The sequence below is a fragment of the Kribbella sp. NPDC054772 genome (genome assembly GCF_053611945.1).
Map to the genome: position 1 here is coordinate 96,807 of NZ_JBSHBJ010000026.1, position 21,048 is coordinate 117,854.

At 69.1% G+C, this 21,048-nt stretch carries 24 protein-coding genes; 13 read left to right on the forward strand and 11 right to left on the reverse strand.

The window, feature by feature from the left end:
- Positions 1-14: 14 nt before the first annotated feature.
- Together rodA and ACWGID_RS30850 are read left to right on the forward strand one after the other, a co-directional pair.
- Complete coding sequence (rodA, locus tag ACWGID_RS30845; RefSeq protein ID WP_452202498.1) at positions 15-1,181, forward strand: rod shape-determining protein RodA; 1,167 nt, start codon at positions 15-17, stop codon at positions 1,179-1,181.
- Positions 1,182-1,261: 80 nt separating this feature from the next.
- Positions 1,262-1,984, forward strand: coding sequence for a hypothetical protein (locus ACWGID_RS30850; RefSeq protein ID WP_452202499.1), 723 nt, complete (start codon positions 1,262-1,264; stop codon positions 1,982-1,984).
- A gap of 56 nt (positions 1,985-2,040) precedes the next feature.
- Here ACWGID_RS30850 and ACWGID_RS30855 read toward each other — a convergent pair whose 3' ends face one another.
- Positions 2,041-2,724 (reverse strand): TetR/AcrR family transcriptional regulator, encoded by a 684-nt coding sequence (locus ACWGID_RS30855; protein WP_452202501.1) that lies wholly within the window; start codon positions 2,722-2,724, stop codon positions 2,041-2,043.
- A gap of 154 nt (positions 2,725-2,878) precedes the next feature.
- Between ACWGID_RS30855 and ACWGID_RS30860 the strand changes: the two genes are divergently transcribed.
- The 3 genes from ACWGID_RS30860 to ACWGID_RS30870 all read left to right on the forward strand — a co-directional run bounded on the left by ACWGID_RS30860 (position 2,879) and on the right by ACWGID_RS30870 (position 5,248).
- Positions 2,879-3,904, forward strand: coding sequence for a hypothetical protein (locus tag ACWGID_RS30860; protein WP_452202503.1), 1,026 nt, complete (start codon positions 2,879-2,881; stop codon positions 3,902-3,904).
- Positions 3,905-3,971: 67 nt separating this feature from the next.
- On the forward strand, positions 3,972-4,403 hold the full coding sequence (locus tag ACWGID_RS30865) for a carboxymuconolactone decarboxylase family protein (RefSeq protein WP_452202505.1): 432 nt from the start codon (positions 3,972-3,974) through the stop codon (positions 4,401-4,403).
- Positions 4,352-5,248, forward strand: coding sequence for a sigma-70 family RNA polymerase sigma factor (locus tag ACWGID_RS30870; RefSeq protein ID WP_452202507.1), 897 nt, complete (start codon positions 4,352-4,354; stop codon positions 5,246-5,248). Before ACWGID_RS30865 ends, ACWGID_RS30870 begins: the two co-directional genes overlap by 52 nt.
- Here ACWGID_RS30870 and ACWGID_RS30875 read toward each other — a convergent pair.
- The gene (locus ACWGID_RS30875; protein ID WP_452202509.1) at positions 5,231-5,641 is read right to left on the reverse strand and encodes a DUF2000 domain-containing protein; all 411 of its coding nucleotides are present in this window, start codon (positions 5,639-5,641) and stop codon (positions 5,231-5,233) included. The two genes, ACWGID_RS30870 and ACWGID_RS30875, sit on opposite strands and share 18 nt — an antisense overlap.
- 78 nt (positions 5,642-5,719) lie before the next feature.
- On the opposite strand from ACWGID_RS30875, the gene ACWGID_RS30880 reads away from it, so the two are divergent.
- The 4 genes from ACWGID_RS30880 (at position 5,720) to ACWGID_RS30895 (ending at position 9,493) form a co-directional block, all read left to right on the forward strand.
- On the forward strand, positions 5,720-6,175 hold the full coding sequence (locus ACWGID_RS30880) for an Lrp/AsnC family transcriptional regulator (RefSeq protein WP_452202511.1): 456 nt from the start codon (positions 5,720-5,722) through the stop codon (positions 6,173-6,175).
- Between the two features lie 10 nt (positions 6,176-6,185).
- Entirely contained in the window at positions 6,186-6,929 is a 744-nt protein-coding gene (pcaD, locus tag ACWGID_RS30885; RefSeq protein ID WP_452202513.1) for a 3-oxoadipate enol-lactonase, read from the forward strand.
- 46 nt (positions 6,930-6,975) lie between these two features.
- Positions 6,976-7,473, forward strand: coding sequence for a hypothetical protein (locus ACWGID_RS30890; RefSeq protein ID WP_452202515.1), 498 nt, complete (start codon positions 6,976-6,978; stop codon positions 7,471-7,473).
- An 88-nt stretch (positions 7,474-7,561) separates the two neighbouring features.
- Complete coding sequence (locus tag ACWGID_RS30895; RefSeq protein WP_452202517.1) at positions 7,562-9,493, forward strand: TIGR03960 family B12-binding radical SAM protein; 1,932 nt, start codon at positions 7,562-7,564, stop codon at positions 9,491-9,493.
- 6 nt (positions 9,494-9,499) lie between these two features.
- Here ACWGID_RS30895 and ACWGID_RS30900 read toward each other — a convergent pair whose 3' ends face one another.
- From ACWGID_RS30900 to ACWGID_RS30930, 7 genes are all read right to left on the reverse strand, one after another.
- Entirely contained in the window at positions 9,500-9,868 is a 369-nt protein-coding gene (locus ACWGID_RS30900) for a hypothetical protein (RefSeq protein ID WP_452202519.1), read from the reverse strand.
- A 46-nt stretch (positions 9,869-9,914) separates the two neighbouring features.
- Positions 9,915-11,249, reverse strand: a complete 1,335-nt coding sequence (locus ACWGID_RS30905; RefSeq protein WP_452202521.1) for an HAD-IA family hydrolase — start codon at positions 11,247-11,249, stop codon at positions 9,915-9,917.
- A 5-nt stretch (positions 11,250-11,254) separates the two neighbouring features.
- A complete protein-coding gene (locus tag ACWGID_RS30910) occupies positions 11,255-12,580 on the reverse strand; it encodes a M20/M25/M40 family metallo-hydrolase (RefSeq protein WP_452202523.1) in 1,326 nt (441 codons plus the stop codon).
- Positions 12,577-12,828 carry a hypothetical protein gene (locus ACWGID_RS30915; RefSeq protein ID WP_452202525.1) on the reverse strand — a complete coding sequence of 84 codons (252 nt, stop codon included), beginning with the start codon at positions 12,826-12,828 and terminating at the stop codon, positions 12,577-12,579. Before ACWGID_RS30915 ends, ACWGID_RS30910 begins: the two co-directional genes overlap by 4 nt.
- A gap of 53 nt (positions 12,829-12,881) precedes the next feature.
- Positions 12,882-15,206 carry a M43 family zinc metalloprotease gene (locus ACWGID_RS30920; protein WP_452202527.1) on the reverse strand — a complete coding sequence of 775 codons (2,325 nt, stop codon included), beginning with the start codon at positions 15,204-15,206 and terminating at the stop codon, positions 12,882-12,884.
- A gap of 263 nt (positions 15,207-15,469) precedes the next feature.
- Entirely contained in the window at positions 15,470-16,393 is a 924-nt protein-coding gene (locus tag ACWGID_RS30925; protein ID WP_452202529.1) for a M48 family metalloprotease, read from the reverse strand.
- Positions 16,390-16,761 (reverse strand): BlaI/MecI/CopY family transcriptional regulator, encoded by a 372-nt coding sequence (locus ACWGID_RS30930; protein ID WP_452202531.1) that lies wholly within the window; start codon positions 16,759-16,761, stop codon positions 16,390-16,392. Before ACWGID_RS30930 ends, ACWGID_RS30925 begins: the two co-directional genes overlap by 4 nt.
- Before the next feature lie 77 nt (positions 16,762-16,838).
- Between ACWGID_RS30930 and ACWGID_RS30935 the strand changes: the two genes are divergently transcribed.
- Genes ACWGID_RS30935 through ACWGID_RS30945 form a run of 3 tightly spaced genes read left to right on the forward strand, consistent with a single transcriptional unit; the run spans position 16,839 to position 18,360 of the window.
- Positions 16,839-17,426, forward strand: coding sequence for a phosphatase PAP2 family protein (locus ACWGID_RS30935; protein ID WP_452202533.1), 588 nt, complete (start codon positions 16,839-16,841; stop codon positions 17,424-17,426).
- The gene (locus ACWGID_RS30940) at positions 17,423-18,040 is read left to right on the forward strand and encodes a DedA family protein (RefSeq protein WP_452202535.1); all 618 of its coding nucleotides are present in this window, start codon (positions 17,423-17,425) and stop codon (positions 18,038-18,040) included. Before ACWGID_RS30935 ends, ACWGID_RS30940 begins: the two co-directional genes overlap by 4 nt.
- The gene (locus ACWGID_RS30945) at positions 18,037-18,360 is read left to right on the forward strand and encodes a hypothetical protein (protein ID WP_452202537.1); all 324 of its coding nucleotides are present in this window, start codon (positions 18,037-18,039) and stop codon (positions 18,358-18,360) included. The genes ACWGID_RS30940 and ACWGID_RS30945 overlap by 4 nt, the downstream gene beginning before the upstream one ends.
- A 48-nt stretch (positions 18,361-18,408) precedes the next feature.
- Here ACWGID_RS30945 and ACWGID_RS30950 read toward each other — a convergent pair whose 3' ends face one another.
- Positions 18,409-18,822: an NUDIX domain-containing protein gene (locus ACWGID_RS30950; RefSeq protein ID WP_452202539.1), complete on the reverse strand. Its 414-nt coding sequence runs from the start codon at positions 18,820-18,822 to the stop codon at positions 18,409-18,411.
- Between the two features lie 53 nt (positions 18,823-18,875).
- Here ACWGID_RS30950 and ACWGID_RS30955 point away from each other — a divergent pair, with 53 nt between their 5' ends.
- Positions 18,876-19,862: a GNAT family N-acetyltransferase gene (locus tag ACWGID_RS30955; RefSeq protein ID WP_452202540.1), complete on the forward strand. Its 987-nt coding sequence runs from the start codon at positions 18,876-18,878 to the stop codon at positions 19,860-19,862.
- Positions 19,863-20,007: 145 nt separating this feature from the next.
- Here ACWGID_RS30955 and ACWGID_RS30960 read toward each other — a convergent pair whose 3' ends face one another.
- Positions 20,008-20,886, reverse strand: a complete 879-nt coding sequence (locus ACWGID_RS30960) for a prephenate dehydratase (RefSeq protein ID WP_452202542.1) — start codon at positions 20,884-20,886, stop codon at positions 20,008-20,010.
- Positions 20,887-21,048: the final 162 nt, after the last annotated feature.

Consider the following 21,048-nt stretch of genomic DNA (forward strand, 5'->3'; position numbering starts at 1 on the left):
ACGAGGAGCGCGCCATGGCGTTCCTGACCCCGATTCGGACGCGACCGCGGATGGACCGCCGGTCCACCCTGTGGCAGGTGGACTGGGTCTTGGTCTTCGGCGTGGTCGCGCTGTCGTTCCTCGGCGCGCTGCTGATCTGGTCCGCGACCCACAACCGCACCTCGCTGACCGAGGGCAACCCGCACGCGTTCCTCTTCCGGCACGCGCTGAACTTCGCGATCGGCCTGGTGCTCGCGATCGGTGCCGCGGTCACCGACCACCGCCGGGTCCGGATCCTCGCCCCAGTGCTGTACGCCGCCTCGATCGTCGGACTGATCCTGGTCCTGGTCCCGGGGGTCGGCTCGACGATCAACGGGTCGCGGTCGTGGATCCAGTTGCCGATGATGTCGATCCAGCCCAGCGAGTTCGCCAAACTGGCGGTGATCGTCGGGATGGCGCTGCTGATCGCGGAGAAGAGCGAGACCGACCGCAACGAGAACGCCCGGACCGTCGACGTCGCGCAGGCCGTCGCGGTCGCCGCCGTACCGGTGATCCTGGTGATGCTGCAGCCCGACCTCGGCACGGTGATGGTGCTCGGCTCGATCGTGTTCGGGATCATCGCGGTGTCCGGCGTACCGAAACGCTGGATGCTCGGGCTGCTCACCGCGGGCGTGCTGGTCGCGGCGATCGCGATCAAGCTGCACATCCTGAAGCAGTACCAGATCTCCCGCTTCATCGCGTTCGCGAACCCTTCGTCGGACCCGCAGGGCATCGGCTACAACGTGAACCAGGCCCGGATCGCGATCGGCAACGGCGGGGTCTTCGGGCAGGGGCTGTTCCACGGAAGCCAGACCCAGAACGCGTTCGTCCCTGAACAGCACACCGACTTCGTGTTCACGGTCGCGGGGGAGGAGCTCGGGCTGATCGGTGCCGGCGCGATCATCGTGCTGTTCGCGGTGATCCTGTTCCGCGGGCTGCGGATCGCGGTGAACGCGCGGGACGCGTTCGGCCGGCTGGTGGCGACCGGGATCGTCTGCTGGTTCGCGTTCCAGGCGTTCGAGAACATCGGGATGACGCTCGGCATCATGCCGGTCACCGGCCTGCCGCTCCCGTTCGTGTCGTACGGCGGTTCGTCGATGTTCGCCTGTCTGCTCGCCATCGGCCTGCTGCAGAACATCCACCTGCGCTCGCACCGCTACTGACCGGGCCTCCCCGGAACGAGCTGATCCGTCAGGTACGCTGCTGCCTGCTCGGCCGCCCGCCCAGAGCTTTCGAGAGGCCCATGACCAGGTTCGTGTCGTTCTCGCTCGTTGCCGTCCTCACGTTTTCTCTCGCCGCCTGCGGTGGGGGCGACAAGCAGGAGGCGGCGGCGCCTCCCAGTACGCCGGCCCCGAGTGCGACGCCCAGTACGTCGTCGTCGCCTGGTTCGCCAGTCACGCGGACGACCGACGAGCTGACCAAGGCGCTGCTCGAGCTCGGTGACCTGCCGAGCGGGTTCTCGCTGGACAAGGACGATCCCGACGACAACGCGAAGCCGTTCTCGTCGCCGAGCAGCCGCTGCAAGAACCTGGTCAAGTACCTGAACGCCACCAAGGCGCCGGGGTCGAAAGCCAGCGTCACTCGCACGTTCACCGGCGGCCAGGAGGGTCCGTACATCGACTACGGCCTCGACTCCATGGGCACCGCCGACGAGGTCACCGACCTGCGCGAGTCGTACGCCGAAGCCGTCGACTCCTGCACGAAGGTCTCGCTGAAGACCGAGGGCGCCGGTAGCACCTCGATGAAGGTCGAGAAGATCACCGCACCGGCGTACGGCACCAAGCCCTTCGCCTTCCGCCTCACCGGCACCAGCGGCCCGAAGCGCGGCCTCGAGTACACCGGCCTGATCACCGGCCTCGACGACGTCGTCCTCTCCGTCGGCGTCCTCGCCGGCTCAGGCACCGAACTCGAACCCGCCACCCAAGCCGCCACCGCCAAGGCAAAACAGGTCCTCAAACCGGCCTGAGAGTTTCCCGCGCACGCTACGCCGCCGCTTCCTTCGTCGCTCCGCTCCTCAGCGCATCAGGTGGATGTGCTAGGTGGTTGGCTTCGCGGCTGGGCGTGTTGCTCGGCGGCGTCGAACGCGGGCGCGAGCGGGGCCAGCGCCGTACGGAGCTGGTCGGGCAGCGAACCCGAGGGCACGACCAGTCCTCCGGCGGCGAAACTCGCGCCGATCCCTGCCTGGCCGGCCGGCCGGAGCCAGCCTTCCAGCGCGATGCGAACTGCCGCGGCCACGCTGGCCGCGAGGACGCGGGCTGTTTGCGTCTCGACGTCGTCCAGGCGTTCGGCGATCACCGCCGTGAGCGGGGGCTCGATGCCGGCGGTGATATCGAGGAACGCGTCGCGGAGCGCGGTCTGGGTGGTGATCAGCAGCAGCGCCTTGTGATCGCGCTCGCTGGTGTTCGTGTACTGCTCGACCACTGCTTCGGTGACGGCGTCGGCCAGGCGAACCCCTGCGGGCCGGGCCGCGACCGCCGTCGCGATGCGCGCCTCCCGGTCCGCGGTCACAGCGGACACGATCGCCTGCTCGCGGCTGGCGAAGTAGTTGTTGTAGGTGCGCGGCGAGACCCCGGCCGCCTCAGCAATGTCCTCGACCCGCACCTGGTCGGGTCCGCGCTCCACGGCCAGGCGCAGGGCCGCCTCGCGTAGCGCCTCGCGCGTGGCCTGCTTCTTCCGCTCCCGCAGCCCTCCGGGCGGTGTCGTCACGACGTCAGCGTTCCACACAGGCTGCGCACACGCAAAGTTGCCCATCCGCAAATTTGCCCGCCCGTAAATTTGCGTGGTCGTAAATTTGCGTGCACGCATGTTTCCTGTAGCCTCGCTTCGACCGAGACCGAGATCGACAGCAGAGGACGTCGCCATGCGAGCAAGAGGAATGACCTATGACACCGGATTCGTCATGCACGGCCAGATATCCAGCGAGCAGTTCGACCTCACCGTGGTCCGGCGCGAGCTCGCCATCATCCGCGACGACCTGCACTGCAACGCGGTCCAGATCATCGGCGGGGACCCGGACCGACTGGAGTTGGCCGCCGGTGCCGCCGCCGAGCTCGGGTTGGAGGTCTGGTTCTCGCCCTATCCGCTGGAGCTGGATCCGGAGCAGATCCGCACGCTCTTCCGCGACTGCGCCGAGCGAGCGGAACGGCTCCGGCAGCAGGGGGCCACGGTCGTGTTCGTCGCAGGGGTCGAGCTGAGCGTGATGAACCGCGGGTTCCTGGCCGGAGAGAGCCCCGAGGAGCGCATCGAGCAGCTGCTCAGCCAACCCGATCGGCGAGCCGACGCAATGCGCGAACTCGGCGTGCGCATCAACACATTCCTCCGCGACGCCGCGGCCACGATCCGCGAGCGCTTCCAGGGCAAGCTCACCTACGCAGCTATCCAGTTCGAGCAGGTCGACTGGGCTCCCTTCGACATGGTGACGTTCGAGCTGATCCGCTCCGCCGAGGTCGCCGACCGGTTCCGGGACGGGGTGCGCACGCTGGCCCAAGGCCCGAAGCCGCTCGCCATCACCGGCTTCGGTACTGCGGCCTACCGCGGCGCGGGAGACCGCGGCGGGCGGGTGATGGAAGTGGTCGAGCACGACCCGAAGACCAAGGCCCCGGTACGGCTGAACGGCGTGTACGAGCGTGACGAGGCCGGTCAGGCCGCCTATCTGAGCGAACTGCTGGAGATCTTCGAGACCGAGGGCGTGGACAGCGCGTTCGTGTACTTGTTCGCCTTGCCCGGCTACCCGCATCGCCCGGACGGCGACCCCAGGGACGACTTGGACCGGGCCGGCCTGGGCATCGTCAAACTTCTCGAAGGGCGCCGGGGGCAGACCTACCCCGACATGGAATGGGAACCCAAGGCCGCCTTCACAGCAGTGGCGCAGCGATATCGGAGGTGAGCGGGGTCACATGGCTTGTTGTCACGCTGCCGCCTGTTGGCGCCGTCGTGTTGGCATGGATGAGCGGATGGACTTCAGCAAGGTCTCGCCGGGCGGCTTCCGAGCTGTGTACGGCGTGGAGAACTATGTGCAGGGCGTCCTGGACCACACGCTGCTGCACCTGATCAAGGTCAGGGCGTCGATGCTGAACGGGTGCGCGTTCTGCCTCGACATGCACACCACGGACGCGTTGAAGCAGGGGGAGAGCAGTCAGCGGCTGTTCGGGCTCGCTGCCTGGCGTGAGTCCTCGTTCTACGACGAGCGTGAGCGAGCAGCACTCGCGTTGACCGACGCGGTAACAGTGCTCGAGCGCACCGGCGTACCCGATGACGTGTGGGATGCGGTGGTGGAGCACTTCGGTACTGAGGGGGCTGCGAACGTGCTGCTCGCGATTGGCACCATCAACCTGTGGACCCGTCTGAACGTCGCGACCCGGAGACAGCCGGAACTGGCCGGTTGATCGACCCCGTTGCCCTCGGCGAGTACCAGTCCGCGCGCGGCATGCTCGCCGGACTCGCGTACCGCTTGCTCGGCAGTTGGCACGACGCCGAGGACGTGCTGCAGGAGGCGTACGTCCGTTGGTCGGCGGCTGACCGTACCGACGTGGCCGAGCCGCGTCGCTACCTGACCCGGGTGGTGACGCGGCTGTCGGTCGACGTACTGCGAACCAGGCAAGCGCGCCGTGAGAGCTACACCGGTGAGTGGCTGCCCGAGCCGGTCCGGTCGGACCCGTTCGGCTCGTCGGATCTGTCCGACCTGTCGCTGGCGCTCCTCCACCTGATGGAGCGACTGACGCCACCACAGCGCGCCGTCTACGTACTACGGACCGCCTTCACCCTCCCGTACGACGAGATTGCCGAAGTCCTCGACCGTACGCCGGAGGACTGTCGCCAACTGCATCGGCGAGCCCAGCACGCACTCACGGCCGACCGCACCCGCTTCGAACCGTCGGCCGCCGAGCAACGCCGGCTCCTCCTGGACTTCGTTGCCGCCGCCCGCGACGGCGATCTGCCGAAGCTGGAGTCGATGCTCAAGGACTCGGTCACCTCATGGACAGACGGCGGTGGCCTGCGCCGAGCCGCCCGGAAACCGGTCGTCGGCCGGGAGAAGGTCGCGAACTTCTTCGCGCACATCTACGCCCGCGGCGACCTCACCGTGACACCCGTGGACCTGGTCACCGGCCCGGCGGTCATGGTCGTTGTCCGCGGCAACCGTCACCTTCTCACCCTGGAAACCGACGGTGGCATGGTCACCGCCGTTCGCGTGCTGGCCAACCCGGACAAGCTCTCAGCGATAGAGGGGTAGGGCGCCGGCGAGGGAGTCGATGGTGGGGCGGGGGCCGTAGAGGGCGAGTCCGAGGTACTGGATGTCTTCGGGCTTGGTGCCGCTCAGGGTGGTGGACATCTGGTCGTAGGTGCGGGCCCGCTGGGCGACCTGGTGCATGTCGTGGACGGTGATGTCGGGGCGGGTCGCGGCCTGGGCGCGGAGGGACTGAAGTTGCTCGGCGGGGGCGCGCAGGATCGGGATCGGGTGGGCGCACATGCCGGTGTGGGGCGTGCCGGCAGCGTCGCTGGTGTTCGGCCCGACGGTGCCGTCGTGGTGGTGGCCGAGGCCGACGCCGAGCAGGGCGGCGGTGTTGAGGGCGACGCCGATGGGGGCTTCGGTCGCGATGATCACGACCATCTTGTTCGTCAGCACAGGGTCAAGCTAGCCCGATGACCGGCTGATTCGCGCTGACTCCGAACATCGTTCGGTCGATCTGGAAAAATGGCCGGCATGGACGAACTTGATACGGCGCTGCTGCGGATGCTGCAGAACGACGCGCGCCGGACGAACCGGGAGATGGCGGCCGAGCTCGGCATCGCGCCGTCGACGTGCCTGGAACGGATCCGCGGGCTGCGCGATCGCGGGGTGATCAGCGGGTACCACGCGGCGGTCGACCTGCAGGCGATCGACCGGTCCACGCAGGCGATCATCTCGATCAAGCTCCGGCCACAGGCGATGGCGGTCGCGACCGCGTTCCAGTCGTACGTGATGGACCTGCCGCAGACGCTGGACATGTTCATGGTCTCGGGTGGTTCGGACTTCCTCGCGCACGTGGCGGTGAAGGACACTCAGGCGCTGCGCGATCTGGTCCTCGCGCTCGCGAAACGCCAGGAGATCGCCGACATCCGCAGCTCGGTCGTCTTCGAACACCACCGACGGACGACGATCATGCCGCTGACTTCGTAGGGTGGGGTCCATGCGACTCAACTACGTGGAGACCGGGCCTGGGGACGCACCTGTGGTGCTGCTCGGGTCGTCGTTGGGGGCCGATCACAGCATGTGGGCGCCGCAGGTCGACGTCCTCGCGCAGCGGTTCCGGGTGATCGCGTTCGATCATCGCGGCCACGGCGCGTCGGAAGTCCCCGAGGGGCCTTACACGATCGAGGACCTCGGCCAGGACGTCGTCGAACTGCTCAACACGCTGATGATCGAGCAGGCGTCGTACGTCGGGATCTCGCTCGGCGGCTCGGTCGGGCTCTGGCTCGCGCAGCACGCTCCGCAGCGGATGCATCGCCTGGTCGCGATCTGCCCACCGTCGAACCCGGCCGCGACCCCGCAGACGTGGACCGACCGTGCAGCCCAGGTCCGCGCCGACGGCACCCAGGCGATCACCGACGCGACCCTCGGCCGCTGGTTCCTCCCGGAATTCACCGAGACCGACCCGATCAAGCAGATGCTCCTCGACTGCCCCGCCGAAGGCTACGCCGCCTGCTGCGAAGCCCTCAGCACCACGAACCTCGTCCCGGACCTGGAGAAGATCACCGCCCCGGTCCTCGTCATCACCGCCGACTCCGACACCTCGATCCCACCCGAAACCGTCGTACCCCTCGCCGGCCAGATTCCCGGCGCCCACCTCGAGGTCATCGAAAACGCAGCCCACCTCGTCACCTATTCACATCCAGACGTCATCAACCCCCTCCTCCTCGCCCACCTGAGCTGACCCAACCGCTAACCTGCCCCGGCGGAATCGACGACAGGAGACCACCGTGGGGCGCTGGGCTACGTACGTGATCGGTCCGGAACGAGAGGACCCGCCGGCGGCGTACGCGCGGCACGGCAAGACCACGCCCGGCTGGTTCTGGTGGGAGCTGCCACTGTCCGAAAGCGGCCCGTCGGAGCCCGGCCACACGGTGGTCGCCAAGATCCTCGACAGCGACGTCGCGGACATCCGCGGCCTCGTCGCGGGGGAGCTCAACTGGAGATGGGTGTACGGCGAAGCCACGCTCGCGGAGTACGAAGAGCGGCCGGTCGACACGCACGCCCTCGAGAAGAGCCTGCCTCGCCGGGCCGAGGAGGCGTCGCGACAGATCGTGGCCTGGGCAGCCGACGCCGGCTTGCCGCCTGCTGACGGGCAAGGGCTGGCCGAGGTTCTCCAGCGCAATCACACCTTCGCTGAGAAGGGCGTGTTCGAGGTGCTGGAAGCGCTCCATATCGTGGCCGCCGACAGTCCGGTCGAATGCCAGGACCTCGAACCTGCCGACTAGCCGTTCGCGGGAGAGCGCACACGATGATGGTTTGAGTGGTAGGCGGCGTTAATCTGGTAGGCGCTCTGATCGCTGACTGGAAGTGGCTATGACTGTCGAATCGCTGTTCCCGCGCCTGGAGGCGTTGCTGCCGAGTGTGCAGAAGCCGATCCAGTACGTTGGAGGTGAGCTGAACTCGGTCAGCAAGGAGTGGGACGCGGTCAGCGTTCGCTGGGCGCTGATGTATCCGGATGCCTACGAGGTCGGCCTGCCGAACCAGGGTGTCCAGATCCTGTACGAGGTGCTGAACGAGCGCGACCACATCCTGGCCGAGCGGACGTACTCCGTCTGGCCGGACATGGAGACCGTGATGCGGGAGCACGAAATCCCGCAGTTCACCCTGGACAGTCACCGGCCGGTCCGGGCGTTCGACGTCTTCGGGCTGTCGTTCTCGACCGAGCTCGGCTACACGAACATGCTGACCGCGCTCGACCTGGCCGGGATCCCGCTGCACGCGGTCGACCGGACCGACGAGGACCCGATCGTGCTGGCCGGCGGTCACGCCGCGTTCAACCCGGAGCCGATCGCGGACTTCATCGACGCCGCGGTGCTGGGCGACGGTGAGGAGATCGTGCTGGCGATCTCCGAGGTGATCCGGGAGTGGAAGGACGAGGGCCGCCCGGGCGGCCGCGACGAGGTGCTGCTGCGGCTCGCGAAGTCCGGTGGCGTCTACATCCCGAAGTTCTTCACCGTCGACTACCTGGCCGACGGCCGGATCCAGCGCGTCACCCCGAACCGCCCCGGCGTACCGTTCCGGACCGCGAAGCACACGGTGATGGACCTGGACGCGTGGCCGTACCCGAAGAAGCCGCTGGTGCCGCTCGCCGAGACGGTCCACGAGCGGTACTCCGTGGAGATCTTCCGCGGCTGTACCCGTGGCTGCCGGTTCTGTCAGGCGGGCATGATCACCCGGCCGGTGCGTGAGCGCAGCATCACGACCATCGGCGACATGGTCCAGAACGGGCTCAAGCAGTCCGGGTTCGAAGAGGTCGGGCTGCTCAGCCTCTCGTCGGCCGACCACAGTGAGATCGCGGAGGTCGCGAAGGGCCTGGGGGACCAGTACGAGGGCAGCAACGTGTCGCTGTCGTTGCCGTCGACAAGGGTCGACGCCTTCAACATCACGCTGGCCAACGAGTTCTCGCGCAACGGCCGGCGCAGCGGTCTGACGTTCGCGCCCGAGGGCGGGTCGGACCGGATGCGAAAGGTGATCAACAAGATGGTCACCGAGGAGGACCTGATCCGGACCGTCGCGGCGGCGTACAGCCACGGCTGGCGGCAGGTGAAGCTGTACTTCATGTGCGGTCTGCCGACCGAGACCGACGAGGACGTGCTGGCGATCGCGGACCTGGCGAAGAAGGTGATCGCGACCGGGCGGGAGGTGTCCGGCCGGCGCGACATCCGCTGCACGGTGTCGATCGGCGGGTTCGTGCCGAAGCCGCACACGCCGTTCCAGTGGGCCGCGCAGCTCGGCGCCGAGGACACCGACGCGCGGCTGTCGAAGCTCGCTGCCGCGATCCGCTCGGAGAAGCAGTACGCGAAGGCGATCGGTTTCCGGTACCACGACGGCAAGCCCGGCATCATCGAGGGCCTGCTGTCGCGCGGTGACCGCCGCGTCGGCCGCGTGATCGAGGCGGTCTGGCGCGACGGCGGCCGGTTCGACGGCTGGAGCGAGCACTTCTCGTACGAGCGGTGGATCGAGAGCACCGAGAAGGCGCTCGCCGACGAGCCGGTCGACCTGGCCTGGTACACGACGCGGGAGCGCGAGTACGCCGAAGTACTGCCGTGGGACCACCTGGACTCGGGCCTCGACCGCGACTGGCTCTGGGAGGACTGGCAGGACTCCCTCGAGGAGGACGGCGCGATCGAGGTCGAGGACTGCCGCTGGACCCCGTGCTTCGACTGCGGTGTGTGTCCGCAGATGGGCACGGAGATCCAGATCGGCCCGACGGGCAAGAAGCTCCTGCCCCTGTCTGTGGTCTGAGGCGGCCTAGTTGCAGTAGTACGCCGGGGTCGGCGTCGTCTCGGTCTGGTCCTGCCAGTGCGCGACGCCGACGTAGTACCCGCAGCCGGTGCCGCCGTCGAACCAGGCACCGCCGCCTGAGTACGCGTTCGTCTCCGCGACGGTGCTGAACGGCCCGCTCGCGGAGGCGCCCTTCTGCAGTTCGACGCGTACTTCGGTGACGCTGTTCGAGCAGCCCTCCAGGCCCACGGCGACGTACAGCATCGAGGCCGAGTAGCCGACCGACTTCGCCGTCACCAGGTCGCACGCCGCCGTCGACGCCTGCGCCGGCGCCGCGACGGCCAAGCCCGCCGCAGCGGCGGCTGTTGCCGCGATCGCACCTACGAGTTTCCGCATCTGATCACCCTTCAGTTGGAAACCTACAGAGTGTCAGCAGATTAGGTCACTCAGTTACCGGCGTCGACCCTTTCGACCCCACCCAAAGAAGCAGCTCGGTGAGCAAGAGATCGTCAGCGCTGCCCAGAACGAGGTCGGCCGCCGCGACCGCCGCCGGCGGGACGAACGGATTCGGTACGGCGACCGCGTACATCCCGGCCGCCTGTGCCGCGGCGACGCCGTGGGCCGTGTCCTCGACTGCGACCGCGGCCGCGCCCGGCACCCCGAGCCGCCGCAACGCCAGCTCGTAGACCGCCGGATCCGGTTTGTGGGTCGCCACCTCGTCGCCGGTGACGATCTGGTCGAACAGCTCGACCGCACCGACGCGCTCCAGATGGCCGACCACCCAGCCCCGCGCCGAACTGCTCGCGATCGCCACCTTCAGCCCCACCGCACGCGCCGTCGCGATCCAGTCCCGGATCCCCGGCCGGAAATCGAGCGATGCGTGCAGACGATCTCGGTGAGCGAGCCGGCGCGCGTGGCTCTCGGTCCGGTTGAAGGAAGCGCCGACGGCCGCCGCGAGAACGGCGTACCGGTCGTCGGTGACGTCGCCGCCGTGGCCCGGCCAGAAACTCTCCAGGTCGAGCTCGAGGCCGTGGTGGGCCCACTCGGCCTGCCAGCTCTCGACCATCGTGGTCTCGGTGTCCATCAGCAGACCGTCGAAGTCGAACACGATCGCCTCGGCCCGGACCGGTACGAGTCGCGTCGCGAGCCGATGGACCTGTGCGGCGCTCAGCCCGAGCCACCCGAGGTACGCACGGACTCCGCCGAACCGCTCGTCCACGTGTTCCAGCGAGCCGAGGATCGTCTCCGGGAGGGTCCGTGAGTGCGCCGGCCCGTCCTGCAGACCGAGGTTGACCTCGCTGACCGCATAGTCCGCCGCAATCCGCTCCCGCGGTACGTCGGCCAGCTCGAGCAGCAGTGCGACGGTCAGGCCGGTCCTGTCCTTGCCGGCTTGGCAGTGCACCACGACGGGCCGATCCGTCGGTGCGTCCGCGATTGTGGTGAAGATCCTGCCGATGTGCGCCGCGTTCCGCGTCAGACTGTTGCGATAGACATCGACCAGCCGCGGCTCGTCCGCCCGCACCCGCCGCGCCTCGGCGTCCGGGTCGATCCACGGGATCCGCCGGTACGACGGTGCGCCGTCGAGCGGATGTGGTTGCTTCAGCTCCCACTCCGACCGCAGATCGAGCACCAGCCCGGCGTCGAGCGCCTCGAACTCGGCCCAGCCGGCCGGATCCAGCGCATCGAGCGAATCGGTCCGCACCACAGCCCGCTCGCGCGTCGGTACGCCGTACCCGGTGGGAAGTCCGCCAACGTCACGCGCATTCGGGCTCCACATGCCCGTCAGCTTAGGACAACACCGCCCAAGGACTCGAAGTCGTGCCAGGTGCCGTCGTAGGCCTTGTGGTGCAGGGCGGAGTCGGTGCCGGTCGCGAAGACGTCGATGCGGCCGGGGCCCCAGGAGACGACGGAGCCGGCCGGTTGCGGGCGCCGGCGGGTGGTTGGGGGCTCCAACCAGCCGGCGAGGGCTGCGACGTTCATCCGGAGGATCTCCGCTGCGAGCGCCCAGTCGATGAAGTTCAGCGTGTCGTTGGCGGAATGGATGTGTCCGTTCGCACTGTCCGCGCCCTCGATCGTCAGCACCGCCGGCATCCCGGCGTTGATGAACGGCACATGGTCGCTGGCGAACGGATTCAGCGAGGTCTCGACCGTCAGACCCGTGTATGTCGCGGCCGCGGTCGCCAGCGCACTGATCTGGCTCGACGACACCGCCGCGCCTTCGAGCAGCACCGTCGGCGTCGCAGTGTTCGTGGTCGCGATCATGTCCATGTTCAGCACCGCGCGGATCCGCGAGCGATCGGCGGGCGGCAGCGCGGCGACGTACTGCTTGCTGCCGAACAGGCCTTCCTCCTCGCCGCCGAAGAGGATCAGCCGGGTGTCGTGCTGCCAGGACTTGGTGGCGAGGAGTCGGCCGAGTTCGAGGACACCGGCCGAACCGCTCCCGTTGTCGTCGGCACCGGGCGCGGCGGCCGCCGGACCGCCCGCGATGTTGATGGAGTCCAGGTGCGCGGTGACGATCACCAGTCCACGGTCGGTGCCGACGCCGGCCCGGTCGCCGATCAGGTTCGCCGAGTGGCCGCCGCCGACCGTGATCGGCATCCTGCTCACTTGGTAGCCGAGGGCAATCATCCGGGCGGCGGCGAAATCCACGGCCTGGGTGAACGCCGTACTCAGTGAGTGCCTGGTCGGCAGGCTCGCCAGCCAGGTCAGATCACCGCGGTACGACGTCGTCGACAGCGCACCGACCAGGTCCGCGACGTCCGGGTCGGCGCGGGCGGCAGAGACATCCCGGGTCTCGACGACCGTCGTGTTCGGGCGCAGCGGTTCGATCCGCCAGCAGTGGTTGGAGCGCTTGCGTGGTTTGTCCGCCGCCGAGATCACCAGGTGCCGGCCGTGGTCGAGCAGCGGTGTGACAGCGGGGTACTCGTCCTGGAAGCTCCGGCCGACCTGCGTGACGAGCAGCAGTCCGGGAGCGGTTCGAGAGGCCCGGCCGAGGCGTTGTTCGGCCGGGCCCCAGACGATGGTCTTCGCCCCGAAACGAGCAGACCGCGCTCCCTCGGCCGCCTCTGCAGTCGGCACGACGAGATAGCGCAGAAGCCCTGTGCTCATGTCGGTTCCCACGCGATTTCCAGTCGGTCGTCCGAGACGGCGACGATGCGGCCGGCCCCGCCCGGCGCGGCGCCGGCCGGGGGCATGAACAGCCGGCCGGTGTTGTCCCAGCGTCCGGACGGCGCCGGGGAAGGGGCGTCGCCACGGCCGATCAGTTGCGGTACGAACGTCCCGTCCGCGTGGAAGTCCACCCCCCGCCGGCCACGGGCCGGCGGGAAGGCGAAGTCGTCGCGGCGATAGACGCTCACTCCGTCGTGGTCCTCCTCGAAGGAGTGCGTCCAGTGCCCGACCGGTGCGGTGCTCAGATCCGTACCCCCTGACCGATCGCGGCCGGCGACTCGGGAACCTCGACCCGGAAGTCGCTGATGATCCCGCCGAGTCCTTCGTACCCGGTGATCGACGGTCCCCAGGCGCTGCCGTCCCACCACTTGTGGTAGAGCTGCTTGTCGGTGCCGGTGACGAACACGTCCAGCCGGTTCGTGTCCCAGGAGACGACGCGTGGCTCGTCGGTGACGATGCCGCCCATGTACTCGTACCCGGTGAGCGACGGTCCCCAGGCGGACCCGTCCCACCACTTGTGGTAGAGCGCGGAGTCGGTGCCGAGCAGGAAGACGTCGAGCCGGTTCTCGCCCCACGAGACCACGGTCGGTGCCGTCGTACAGACGCCGCCCATGTACTCCCAGCCGTTCCAGGACGAGCCGTCCCACCACTTGTGGTACAGCGCCGAGTCGGTGCCGATCACGAACATGTCGAGCCGGTTCTCACCCCAGGCCACCACCCGTGGTGGCGAGGCACAGACACCGCCGAGGTACTCGTACCCGGTGGCCGACGGTCCCCAGTTCGAGCCGTCCCACCACTTGTGGTAGACCGCGTTGTCCGTGCCGAGCACGAAGACGTCCAGCCGGTCGGGGCCCCAGGCAACGACTTCGGGCGGGCTCAGGCAGATCCCGCCGAGGTACTCGTACCCGTTCCAGGACGAGCCGTCCCACCACTTGTGGTACAGCGCGCGATCGGTACCGAGCACGAACGCGTCCAGCCGGTTCGGGCCCCAGGTGGCCAGCCGTGGTGGGCTCATGCAGACACCGCCGAGGTATTCGTAGCCGGTGACGGACGGTCCCCAGTTCGAGCCGTCCCACCATTTGTGGTATAGCGCGTGGTCGGTGCCGAGGACGAACGCGTCCAGCCGGTTCGCGGCCCAGGACGCGACTTCAGGAGCGCTCATGCAGACACCACCCATGTACTCGTAACCGCCGACGGACGGTCCCCAGGCCGCTCCGTCCCACCACTTGTGATACATCGCCAGATCGGTGCCGAGCACGAAGGCGTCCAGCCGGTTCGCGCCCCACGAGACCACCGAGCCGGCGGGTTCCGGCCTCTCCGCGGCCGCTCCGAACACCGGCAGGGTCTTGCGCACCGTGTCCAGCGTGGCCTGCATCCGGGCCACCTGGTCGTGGGTGAACATCACCATGCCGCGGTCGTCGGTGTAGTCCATGTAGTCGTAGAACAGGTCGCCGTTCGGCCCGTTGCTGCAGGTGACATGCGGGAACGCCGGTACGCCGAAGTTCGGGCCGGCCGCGTTCGGGGTGTCGTCGCACTCGTCGCTGCCACTGCAGCCGCTGCCGTCGTCGCCCCAGATGTGGAACAGGTTCAGGAAGTGCCCGACCTCGTGGGTCGTGGTCCGGCCGAGGTCGAACGGCGCGGCCGCCGTACCGGTGGTGCCGAACCCGCTGTGCAGGATCACCACGCCGTCGGTGGTCGCCGGGCCGCCCGGGAACTGCGCGTAGCCGAGCAGGCCGCCGCCGAGCGGGCAGACCCAGATGTTCAGGTACCGGTCGGTCGGCCAGGGATCGATGCCGCCGGTCGCCGACGACTTCACCTTCTCGTCGGTGCTGAAGCTGGTCGCGGTGGTCTGGGTCCGGGTGACACCGGTCGTCGGGTGGCCGTTCGGGTCCGTGGTCGCGAGGAAGAACTCGATCCGGGAGTCCTCGATCAGGCCGCTGAAGACCGACGGCACGATGCTGGTGTCCGGGTTGGCGGCCCGGTAGTCGCGGTTCAGGACGTCGATCTGGCTGTCGATCTGCGCCTGCGAGATGTTCTGCGCGTTGGTGTTCCAGACGACGTGCACGACACAGGGGATCCGGGCGACCCCGCTGAAGCGCTGCTCGCGGGCGACGTACGCCATCGTCGCGGTCTCGAGCGCCGACCGCGCCGCGGCGTACTCCGGCGAGGTGGACAGCAGCCGTCGGTGCACGTCCATCACACCGCACTGCCGGCGGTTCGGAAGGTCGGTGCGTCCGTCGCCGGATCCTGTGGTCGCGCCGCTCATACCGGCACCACCGGCCTGGCCGCCGCCCGACATCCCGATGCCGCCGGGCGATCCGCCACCGCCCATGTCGGCGGCCGGTGACCCGCCGCCGCCCATGTCCGGAGCAGGCGATCCGCCGCCGCTCATCGTCGTACTGCCTGCGGCCGGTGCACCCGTCGTCCCGGGCATCGGTGTCTCGCCCGCAGTGGCCTGTCCGTGCGCGGCATGACCGTTCGCCCCCTGCCCGGGCGCCGGGGCCTCGCCCGGCATCCGGTCGTCGTCGCGATGCTTGTCCGCTCGCCCGTTGGCCTTTCTCGGCATCTCTCCCCCTCCCGCGGGGGCACAGGCGCAGACCGGCGCGACGGCGCCGAATCGAGAAGATCACCCCCAGCACGCCCCTCAACCGAAGACGGTCCCTCCCGTCTTCCCCCACCGAGCAGTCGGCCCCCATAAGCCTGCTCTCACGTTTACCATCCCGCCGATCACCGCCCGCGCACAAGCCCTCGCGGACCGGTACTCAACTTCGCGCCAGGTCGTTTGAGAGGTTGAAGAATTTCCACCCTGGTGAACGATGCGGTGAACGGTCAGGTGTGCTGTACGGCGACCGGGCGCTCGGCGTGCTCGAAGAGGCTCTCGCCGGTGTGCTGGACGGCCGCCGCCGGGAGTGCACCGACAGCGAAAACAGCGACCGCCGCGGCGATCACCAGCGGCCGGCGGCGTGGCGGTGGCGCGAGGAGCGCGCGGACGCGGGTCTCCAGGTCGCCACCGGTCGCGGCGACCACAGTGGCCGGATGTCCGAAGTGCGTCTGCAGTTGCGCGACCCGGACCAGCGTCGTCGCGACCAGACGCCGGTCGCCGACGGCGCGGGCGGCGTCCTCGTCGGCCCAGCGCTCGACCGAGGTGGCGGCTGCTCGCGCCGCGGGACGCAGTACCGGATTGACTGCGGCGGTGAGGCCGGCGGCCAGGTTCCACCAGGCGTGGTGATGGGTGAGGTGCGACTTCTCGTGCGCCAGCAGTACGTCGCGTTCGCGCGGACCCAGTGCGCGGAGCAAACCGCTGGTGACGATCACGCGGCCGGCGGGCTGTGGCGTACTGAACGCGTCCGGGCGGTCGTCGTCGAGGACCACGAGCTCGCCGACCGGTCGCAGACCGCGACAGGCGCGATGGACCGCGACGAGCGCGCGCATCTGCCGGAGGCCGGTCACGGCCACCGAGACCATGGCGAGCACGACGAGGAAGCCGGCGACCGCCGCGGGCCACGGCGGCACGGGGCTGTCGGTGCGGAGCGCCACGGGGGACCAGGCGCCGCGCTGCGCGACGAGCGGGAACTGGCCGATCCACGTGAACGCGACGACGGCGAGTATGAAGACTCCGCTGGCTGCCGACAGCACGTTGCCGACCACGAGCAGCACCGTCGCCACGGACGGCGTCAACCGCCGGCACGCGATTGGCGCCACCAGCGCGTAGACGATGATCGCGACGAGTCCCAGAACCGCGGCTGTGGTCACTGGTCCTCCGCGGCGAGCAGATCGACAAGCAGCTGCGACTCCTCCGGCGACAGCCCGCGGGCGAATCGGGTCAGCACCGCGGCCCGGTCTCCGCGCGCGTCCAGCAGCTTGTGGAGCTGATGCGCCGCCACCTCGGCCGAGTCGACGACCGCGGTGTAGGCGTACGACCGCCCGACCCGCTGGCGGGTGGCCAGGCCCTTCGCCGCCATCCGCGCGAGCACTGTCATCACCGTCGTGTACGCCAGCTCGCCACCGAGCGCGTCCCGTACGTCGGCCGTCGTCATCGCGCCGTGGCCCGCGGCGAGCGCGGCGAACACCTGTTGCTCCAGGTCGCCGCGCGCGCGACTCTGGCTACGGGAAGCCGGCACCGCTCCTCCTCCTCAGCTACTACAAAGAACGTAGTAGCATCAATCTACTACCTGAATCGTAGTAGAGGGGACCAAGGGTGAATCACTGGTTGTTCGGGCAGGTCAACGCGTTCGCGCGCGCCACGCCCTGGCTGCACGCACCGGCGCAGGCCTTCGCGGCGTATGGCGTGGTGCTGTTCGCCGCCCTGCTGCTCGCCGGGTGGTGGATCGCGCGGCGGTCCGGCCGGATGGTGGGGGTGGCCGCTGCGCTCTGTGCCGGGGGTGCGACGCTTCTGGCTGTGGCCGTCAACCAACCGATCGTGCACGCGGTACACGAAGCACGCCCGTACGCGAGTCTGCAGAACATCCTGGTGCTCGCGAACCGCAGTACCGACCCGTCGTTCCCGTCCGACCACGCGACGATGGCCGGCGCGGCCGCGGCCGGGTTGTGGATCGTCGACCGGCGGCTCGGCATCGTTGCGGCCACCGCGGCGGTGCTGATGGCAGGCACCCGGGTCTACATCGCGGCGCACTACCCGGGCGACGTCCTGGCCGGCCTGCTGCTCGGCGCGATCGTTGCCATCGGCACCTGGTTGCTGCTGCGCCGGACGCTGACCCGGCTCGTCACCGCCGCCGCCGGGACCAGGCTGCGGCCGGTGCTGGTCCGGAGTCCGCACCGGTCATGAAAGGACTGACCGACTGGCTGCTGGGGCTGCAGGGCGCCGCCGTGTACGGCCTCGTCGGGCTGATCGTGTTCGCCGAGGACGCCCTGTTCGTCGGGTTCGTGCTGCCGGGGGAGACGGCCGCGGTCCTCGGCGGGGTCACCGCGGCGCTCGGGCACACCTCGCTACCGCTGATGCTGGTCGTGGTGATCGCAGCCGCCATCCTCGGCGACACAGTCGGTTACGAGATCGGTCGGCACTTCGGTCCGCGGCTGCTCAGCCTGCGGGTCCTGCAACGACGCGCCGACCGGCTGGACCGCGCCCGCAAACAGCTTGCCGAGCGCGGCGGTACGGCGGTGTTCCTCGGCCGGTTCGTCGCCTTCTTCCGCGCCACGATGCCGGCCCTCGCGGGGATGTCGGACATGCGGTACCTGAAGTTCCTCTCGTTCAACGCGGCCGGCGGGATCGTCTGGGGGACCGCCGCGGTCCTGGTCGGTTACCTGGCCGGGAACTCGTACAGCACGGTGGAGAAGACGTTCGGCCGGGTCGCCGCGCTGGTCGTGGCCGGCATCGTCGTGATCGCGGTCGTGGTGTGGCGAGTCCGCAAGCACCGGGCGGAACGTGTGGAGCACCATTGATCGGCTCACCGAAACTCGCCGCCTGGCTGATCGTGACGATCGCCGCGTTCGTCGTACTGCTCGCTTGGATCTTCCCCGACGCGGTCCGGCACCGCGGCCAGATCGATGCCGCGGGCACCGAAGTCGTCGTCTGTACGGCGGGCGCTCAGCAACTGCACGACGGTCGTACGCAGGTCCTGCACCATCTCGCCAACTGCGCGGGCGACAACACCGCCGTACGCAGCGAACTCGGGGACGAACTGGCGGCGCTGGTGCTGCTCGCATTCACGATCGCCGGCACCTGGCAAGTAACCCGCGCCACCCGCCACGGCCGGACCTAGGAGGTCTAGGTTGCGCATCCCGTGCACGGCCCGCGACCGGACTTCAACCTAACCCCACAGCACCGCGTGGACGAGAGCGCTGAGGCCTGTGGGGTCGCCGCTTGCGGTGTCGAACCACTCATGTCCGGCGGTGTCGGATGAGCTGACTGTGATCGGAGACGTGGCTGGCAGCGACAGGTTCAGCACCGCGCCGTCGTGGTGGAAGTCGATGGAGGTGCCGTCGGACGCCTTCTGTACCTGGAGGGCGAAGCGCTGGAATCGACCAGCGGCTTGCAGCTCCAGGCCGAGCTCTTCCGCCAGCTCGCGTTCCAGCGTGTCCGACCAGGTCTCGCCGGGCTCGGGGCTCCCGCCGGGCAGATCCAGCAGACCCGTGTACGGGCCGCGGGTCTTGCGGACCAGGAGAATGCGCCCGGCGTCGAGGATCCGGGCGTAGACACCGAAGTGGTACTGCGGTGTGGGCATCAGCCGATGGTAATTCGCGGGTGGTGGTTGCGTGGGGCACGTAGGGTCCGGGGGTGGAGATTGTGGATGTGGACGGGCACGACCCGGAGATTTTTCGGCGCTTTTATCAGGTGAAGTTCGACGTACGGCGGGAAGAGCTGGAGTTTCCGGCGGGGATGGGATTGGACGAGGCGCGGGTGTTCATGTCCCGTGAGCACGCGGATGTGCGGGCCAACGGGCTGGGGCTCGTGGACGGGGACGACTGGCTCGGGATCGCCTGGCTGGACTGGTGGTTGGTGGGTGACACCAACACCGTCGACGTGGAGCTCGCCGTCGCACCGCAGTACCGCCGGCGCGGGGTCGCGACCCAGCTGCTGGACGAGGCGATCGCGCGGGCCAAGACGGACGGCCGGACGCTCGTCTCGGGGCTGAACATGGCAGGCGACCCGGTGACGGGGGATAGCCCGGGTACGGCGTTCGCGCGGGCCCGCGGGTTCGTGAAGAAGCACGCCGAGCTGCACCAGGTGGTCGAGCTCCCGCTGAACGACCTGGTGGACCACCCGGTTGAGGGGTACGAGATCGTCCAGTGGCGCGAGCACACCCCGGACGAGTTGCTCGACCAGTTCGTCGAGTTGCAGACCGGGATGAGCGAGGACGTACCGACCGGCGAGCGCGCCTCCGAAGCAGTGCAGTGGACGCCGGAGCTGGTCCGGGACCAGGAGCAGCGACGGGTCGCCCAGGGTCGGTTCACCTACACCACCGCCGCGATCCACACCGCCACCGGCGAGCTCGCGGCGTACACCCAGATGGGCGGTACGCCGGAGACGCCCGAGCGACTGAACCAGTACGACACCTACGTACGCCGCTCGCACCGCGGCAAGCGTCTCGGGATCGCGGTGAAGACCCCCAACCTGCGCGCACTCCAGGACGGTGTCCCCGGCAAGGCCGTGCTGCACACCTGGAACGCGCCGGAGAACGCACCCATGATCGCGGTGAACGAGAAGCTTGGCTTCCGCCCCGTCGCCCAACGCACCGCCTGGGAGCGGAGCATCGCCGACTGAAGTCGGCAGCTCGACAGGAGGTGTCGGCCTATCGCGCCCGATTCAGCCGGCCGCTGAGCGTGGAAAGCCCCGGCGGCCCCGGACACCTCCTGCCGAGCTGCCGATCCGGGCCGCTGCCGACCCGTCGATCCGGGCGCCGACTGACCTAGTGGTGCGGGCGGAGGGCGCGGTTGGCGGCTGGTTCGGCGATCGAGGCGCGGAACGGATGCGCGGGGTAGACGCCCAGGAGCCGGACCTCGACCGAGAAGAAGGCGAGTTCCTCGAGGGCCAGGGCGACGTTCGGGTCCTCGGGGTGGCCTTCGATATCGGCGTAGAACTGGGTGGCGAAGAACATGCCGCCGAGCTGGTAGGACTCCAGCTTCGTCATGTTCACGCTGTTCGTGGCGAACCCGCCGAGGGCCTTGTACAGCGCGGCGGAGACGTTCCGCACGCGGTACACGAAGGACGTGATGATCGGCCCGGAGCCGACCGGCGGCACCTCCGGCTCCCGGGACAGCACCAGGAAGCGGGTGGTGTTGTGGTGCTCGTCCTCGACGTCCGACGCGAGGGTGTCCAAGTCGTACAGCTCGGCGGCCGCGCGCGGCGACAGCGCCGCGACGGTCGGGTCGCCGAGCTCCGACACCTCGCGCGCGGAGCCGGCGGTGTCGTCGGCCACCACGGTCGACCAGCCGTGTTCACGGATGATCTTGCGGCACTGGCCGAGCGCGTGCACGTGGCTACGGACGGTCCGGATCTGGTCGATCGTGGTCCCGGGGACGCCGAGCAGCTGGAAGTGGATCGGCAGGAAGTACTCGCCGACGATGTGCAGCCCGGACTCCGGGAGCAGGTGGTGGATGTCGGCCACCCGCCCGGCGATCGAGTTGTCGACCGGGATCATCGCGAGCCCGGCGCGGCCGCTGCTGACCGACTCGAGGGCGTCCTCGAACGTCGTACAGGGCAGCTGCTCGCGGTCCGGGAACATGTCGGTGCAAGCCATCGCCGAGTTGGCGCCTGGCTCACCTTGATACGCGATGGGTCCGTCCACGATCTCCCAGGGTAGACCCCCGGCATCTCACGAACCGGATCAGGTGTCCGACATAGGGGACGCCTGAGGCCCCTGCGCCTACTGCGCGGCACTCGGCGGGCACCTCGGTGTACTGGCGGAAAGGGCACGATGCTCCGCATCGAACCCTTCCCGCCAGTACAC

Excerpts from the sequence above, each read along its gene's own strand:
- rodA (WP_452202498.1), top strand. The coding sequence starts at position 15 with ATGGCGTTCCTGACCCCGATTCGGACGCGACCGCGGATGGACCGCCGG.
- ACWGID_RS30850 (WP_452202499.1), top strand. The coding sequence starts at position 1,262 with ATGACCAGGTTCGTGTCGTTCTCGCTCGTTGCCGTCCTCACGTTTTCT.
- ACWGID_RS30860 (WP_452202503.1), top strand. The coding sequence starts at position 2,879 with ATGCGAGCAAGAGGAATGACCTATGACACCGGATTCGTCATGCACGGC.
- ACWGID_RS30865 (WP_452202505.1), top strand. The coding sequence starts at position 3,972 with ATGGACTTCAGCAAGGTCTCGCCGGGCGGCTTCCGAGCTGTGTACGGC.
- ACWGID_RS30880 (WP_452202511.1), top strand. The coding sequence starts at position 5,720 with ATGGACGAACTTGATACGGCGCTGCTGCGGATGCTGCAGAACGACGCG.
- pcaD (WP_452202513.1), top strand. The coding sequence starts at position 6,186 with ATGCGACTCAACTACGTGGAGACCGGGCCTGGGGACGCACCTGTGGTG.
- ACWGID_RS30895 (WP_452202517.1), top strand. The coding sequence starts at position 7,562 with ATGACTGTCGAATCGCTGTTCCCGCGCCTGGAGGCGTTGCTGCCGAGT.
- ACWGID_RS30900 (WP_452202519.1), bottom strand. The coding sequence starts at position 9,868 with ATGCGGAAACTCGTAGGTGCGATCGCGGCAACAGCCGCCGCTGCGGCG.
- ACWGID_RS30905 (WP_452202521.1), bottom strand. The coding sequence starts at position 11,249 with ATGTGGAGCCCGAATGCGCGTGACGTTGGCGGACTTCCCACCGGGTAC.
- ACWGID_RS30910 (WP_452202523.1), bottom strand. The coding sequence starts at position 12,580 with ATGAGCACAGGGCTTCTGCGCTATCTCGTCGTGCCGACTGCAGAGGCG.
- ACWGID_RS30920 (WP_452202527.1), bottom strand. The coding sequence starts at position 15,206 with ATGCCGAGAAAGGCCAACGGGCGAGCGGACAAGCATCGCGACGACGAC.
- ACWGID_RS30940 (WP_452202535.1), top strand. The coding sequence starts at position 17,423 with ATGAAAGGACTGACCGACTGGCTGCTGGGGCTGCAGGGCGCCGCCGTG.
- ACWGID_RS30950 (WP_452202539.1), bottom strand. The coding sequence starts at position 18,822 with ATGCCCACACCGCAGTACCACTTCGGTGTCTACGCCCGGATCCTCGAC.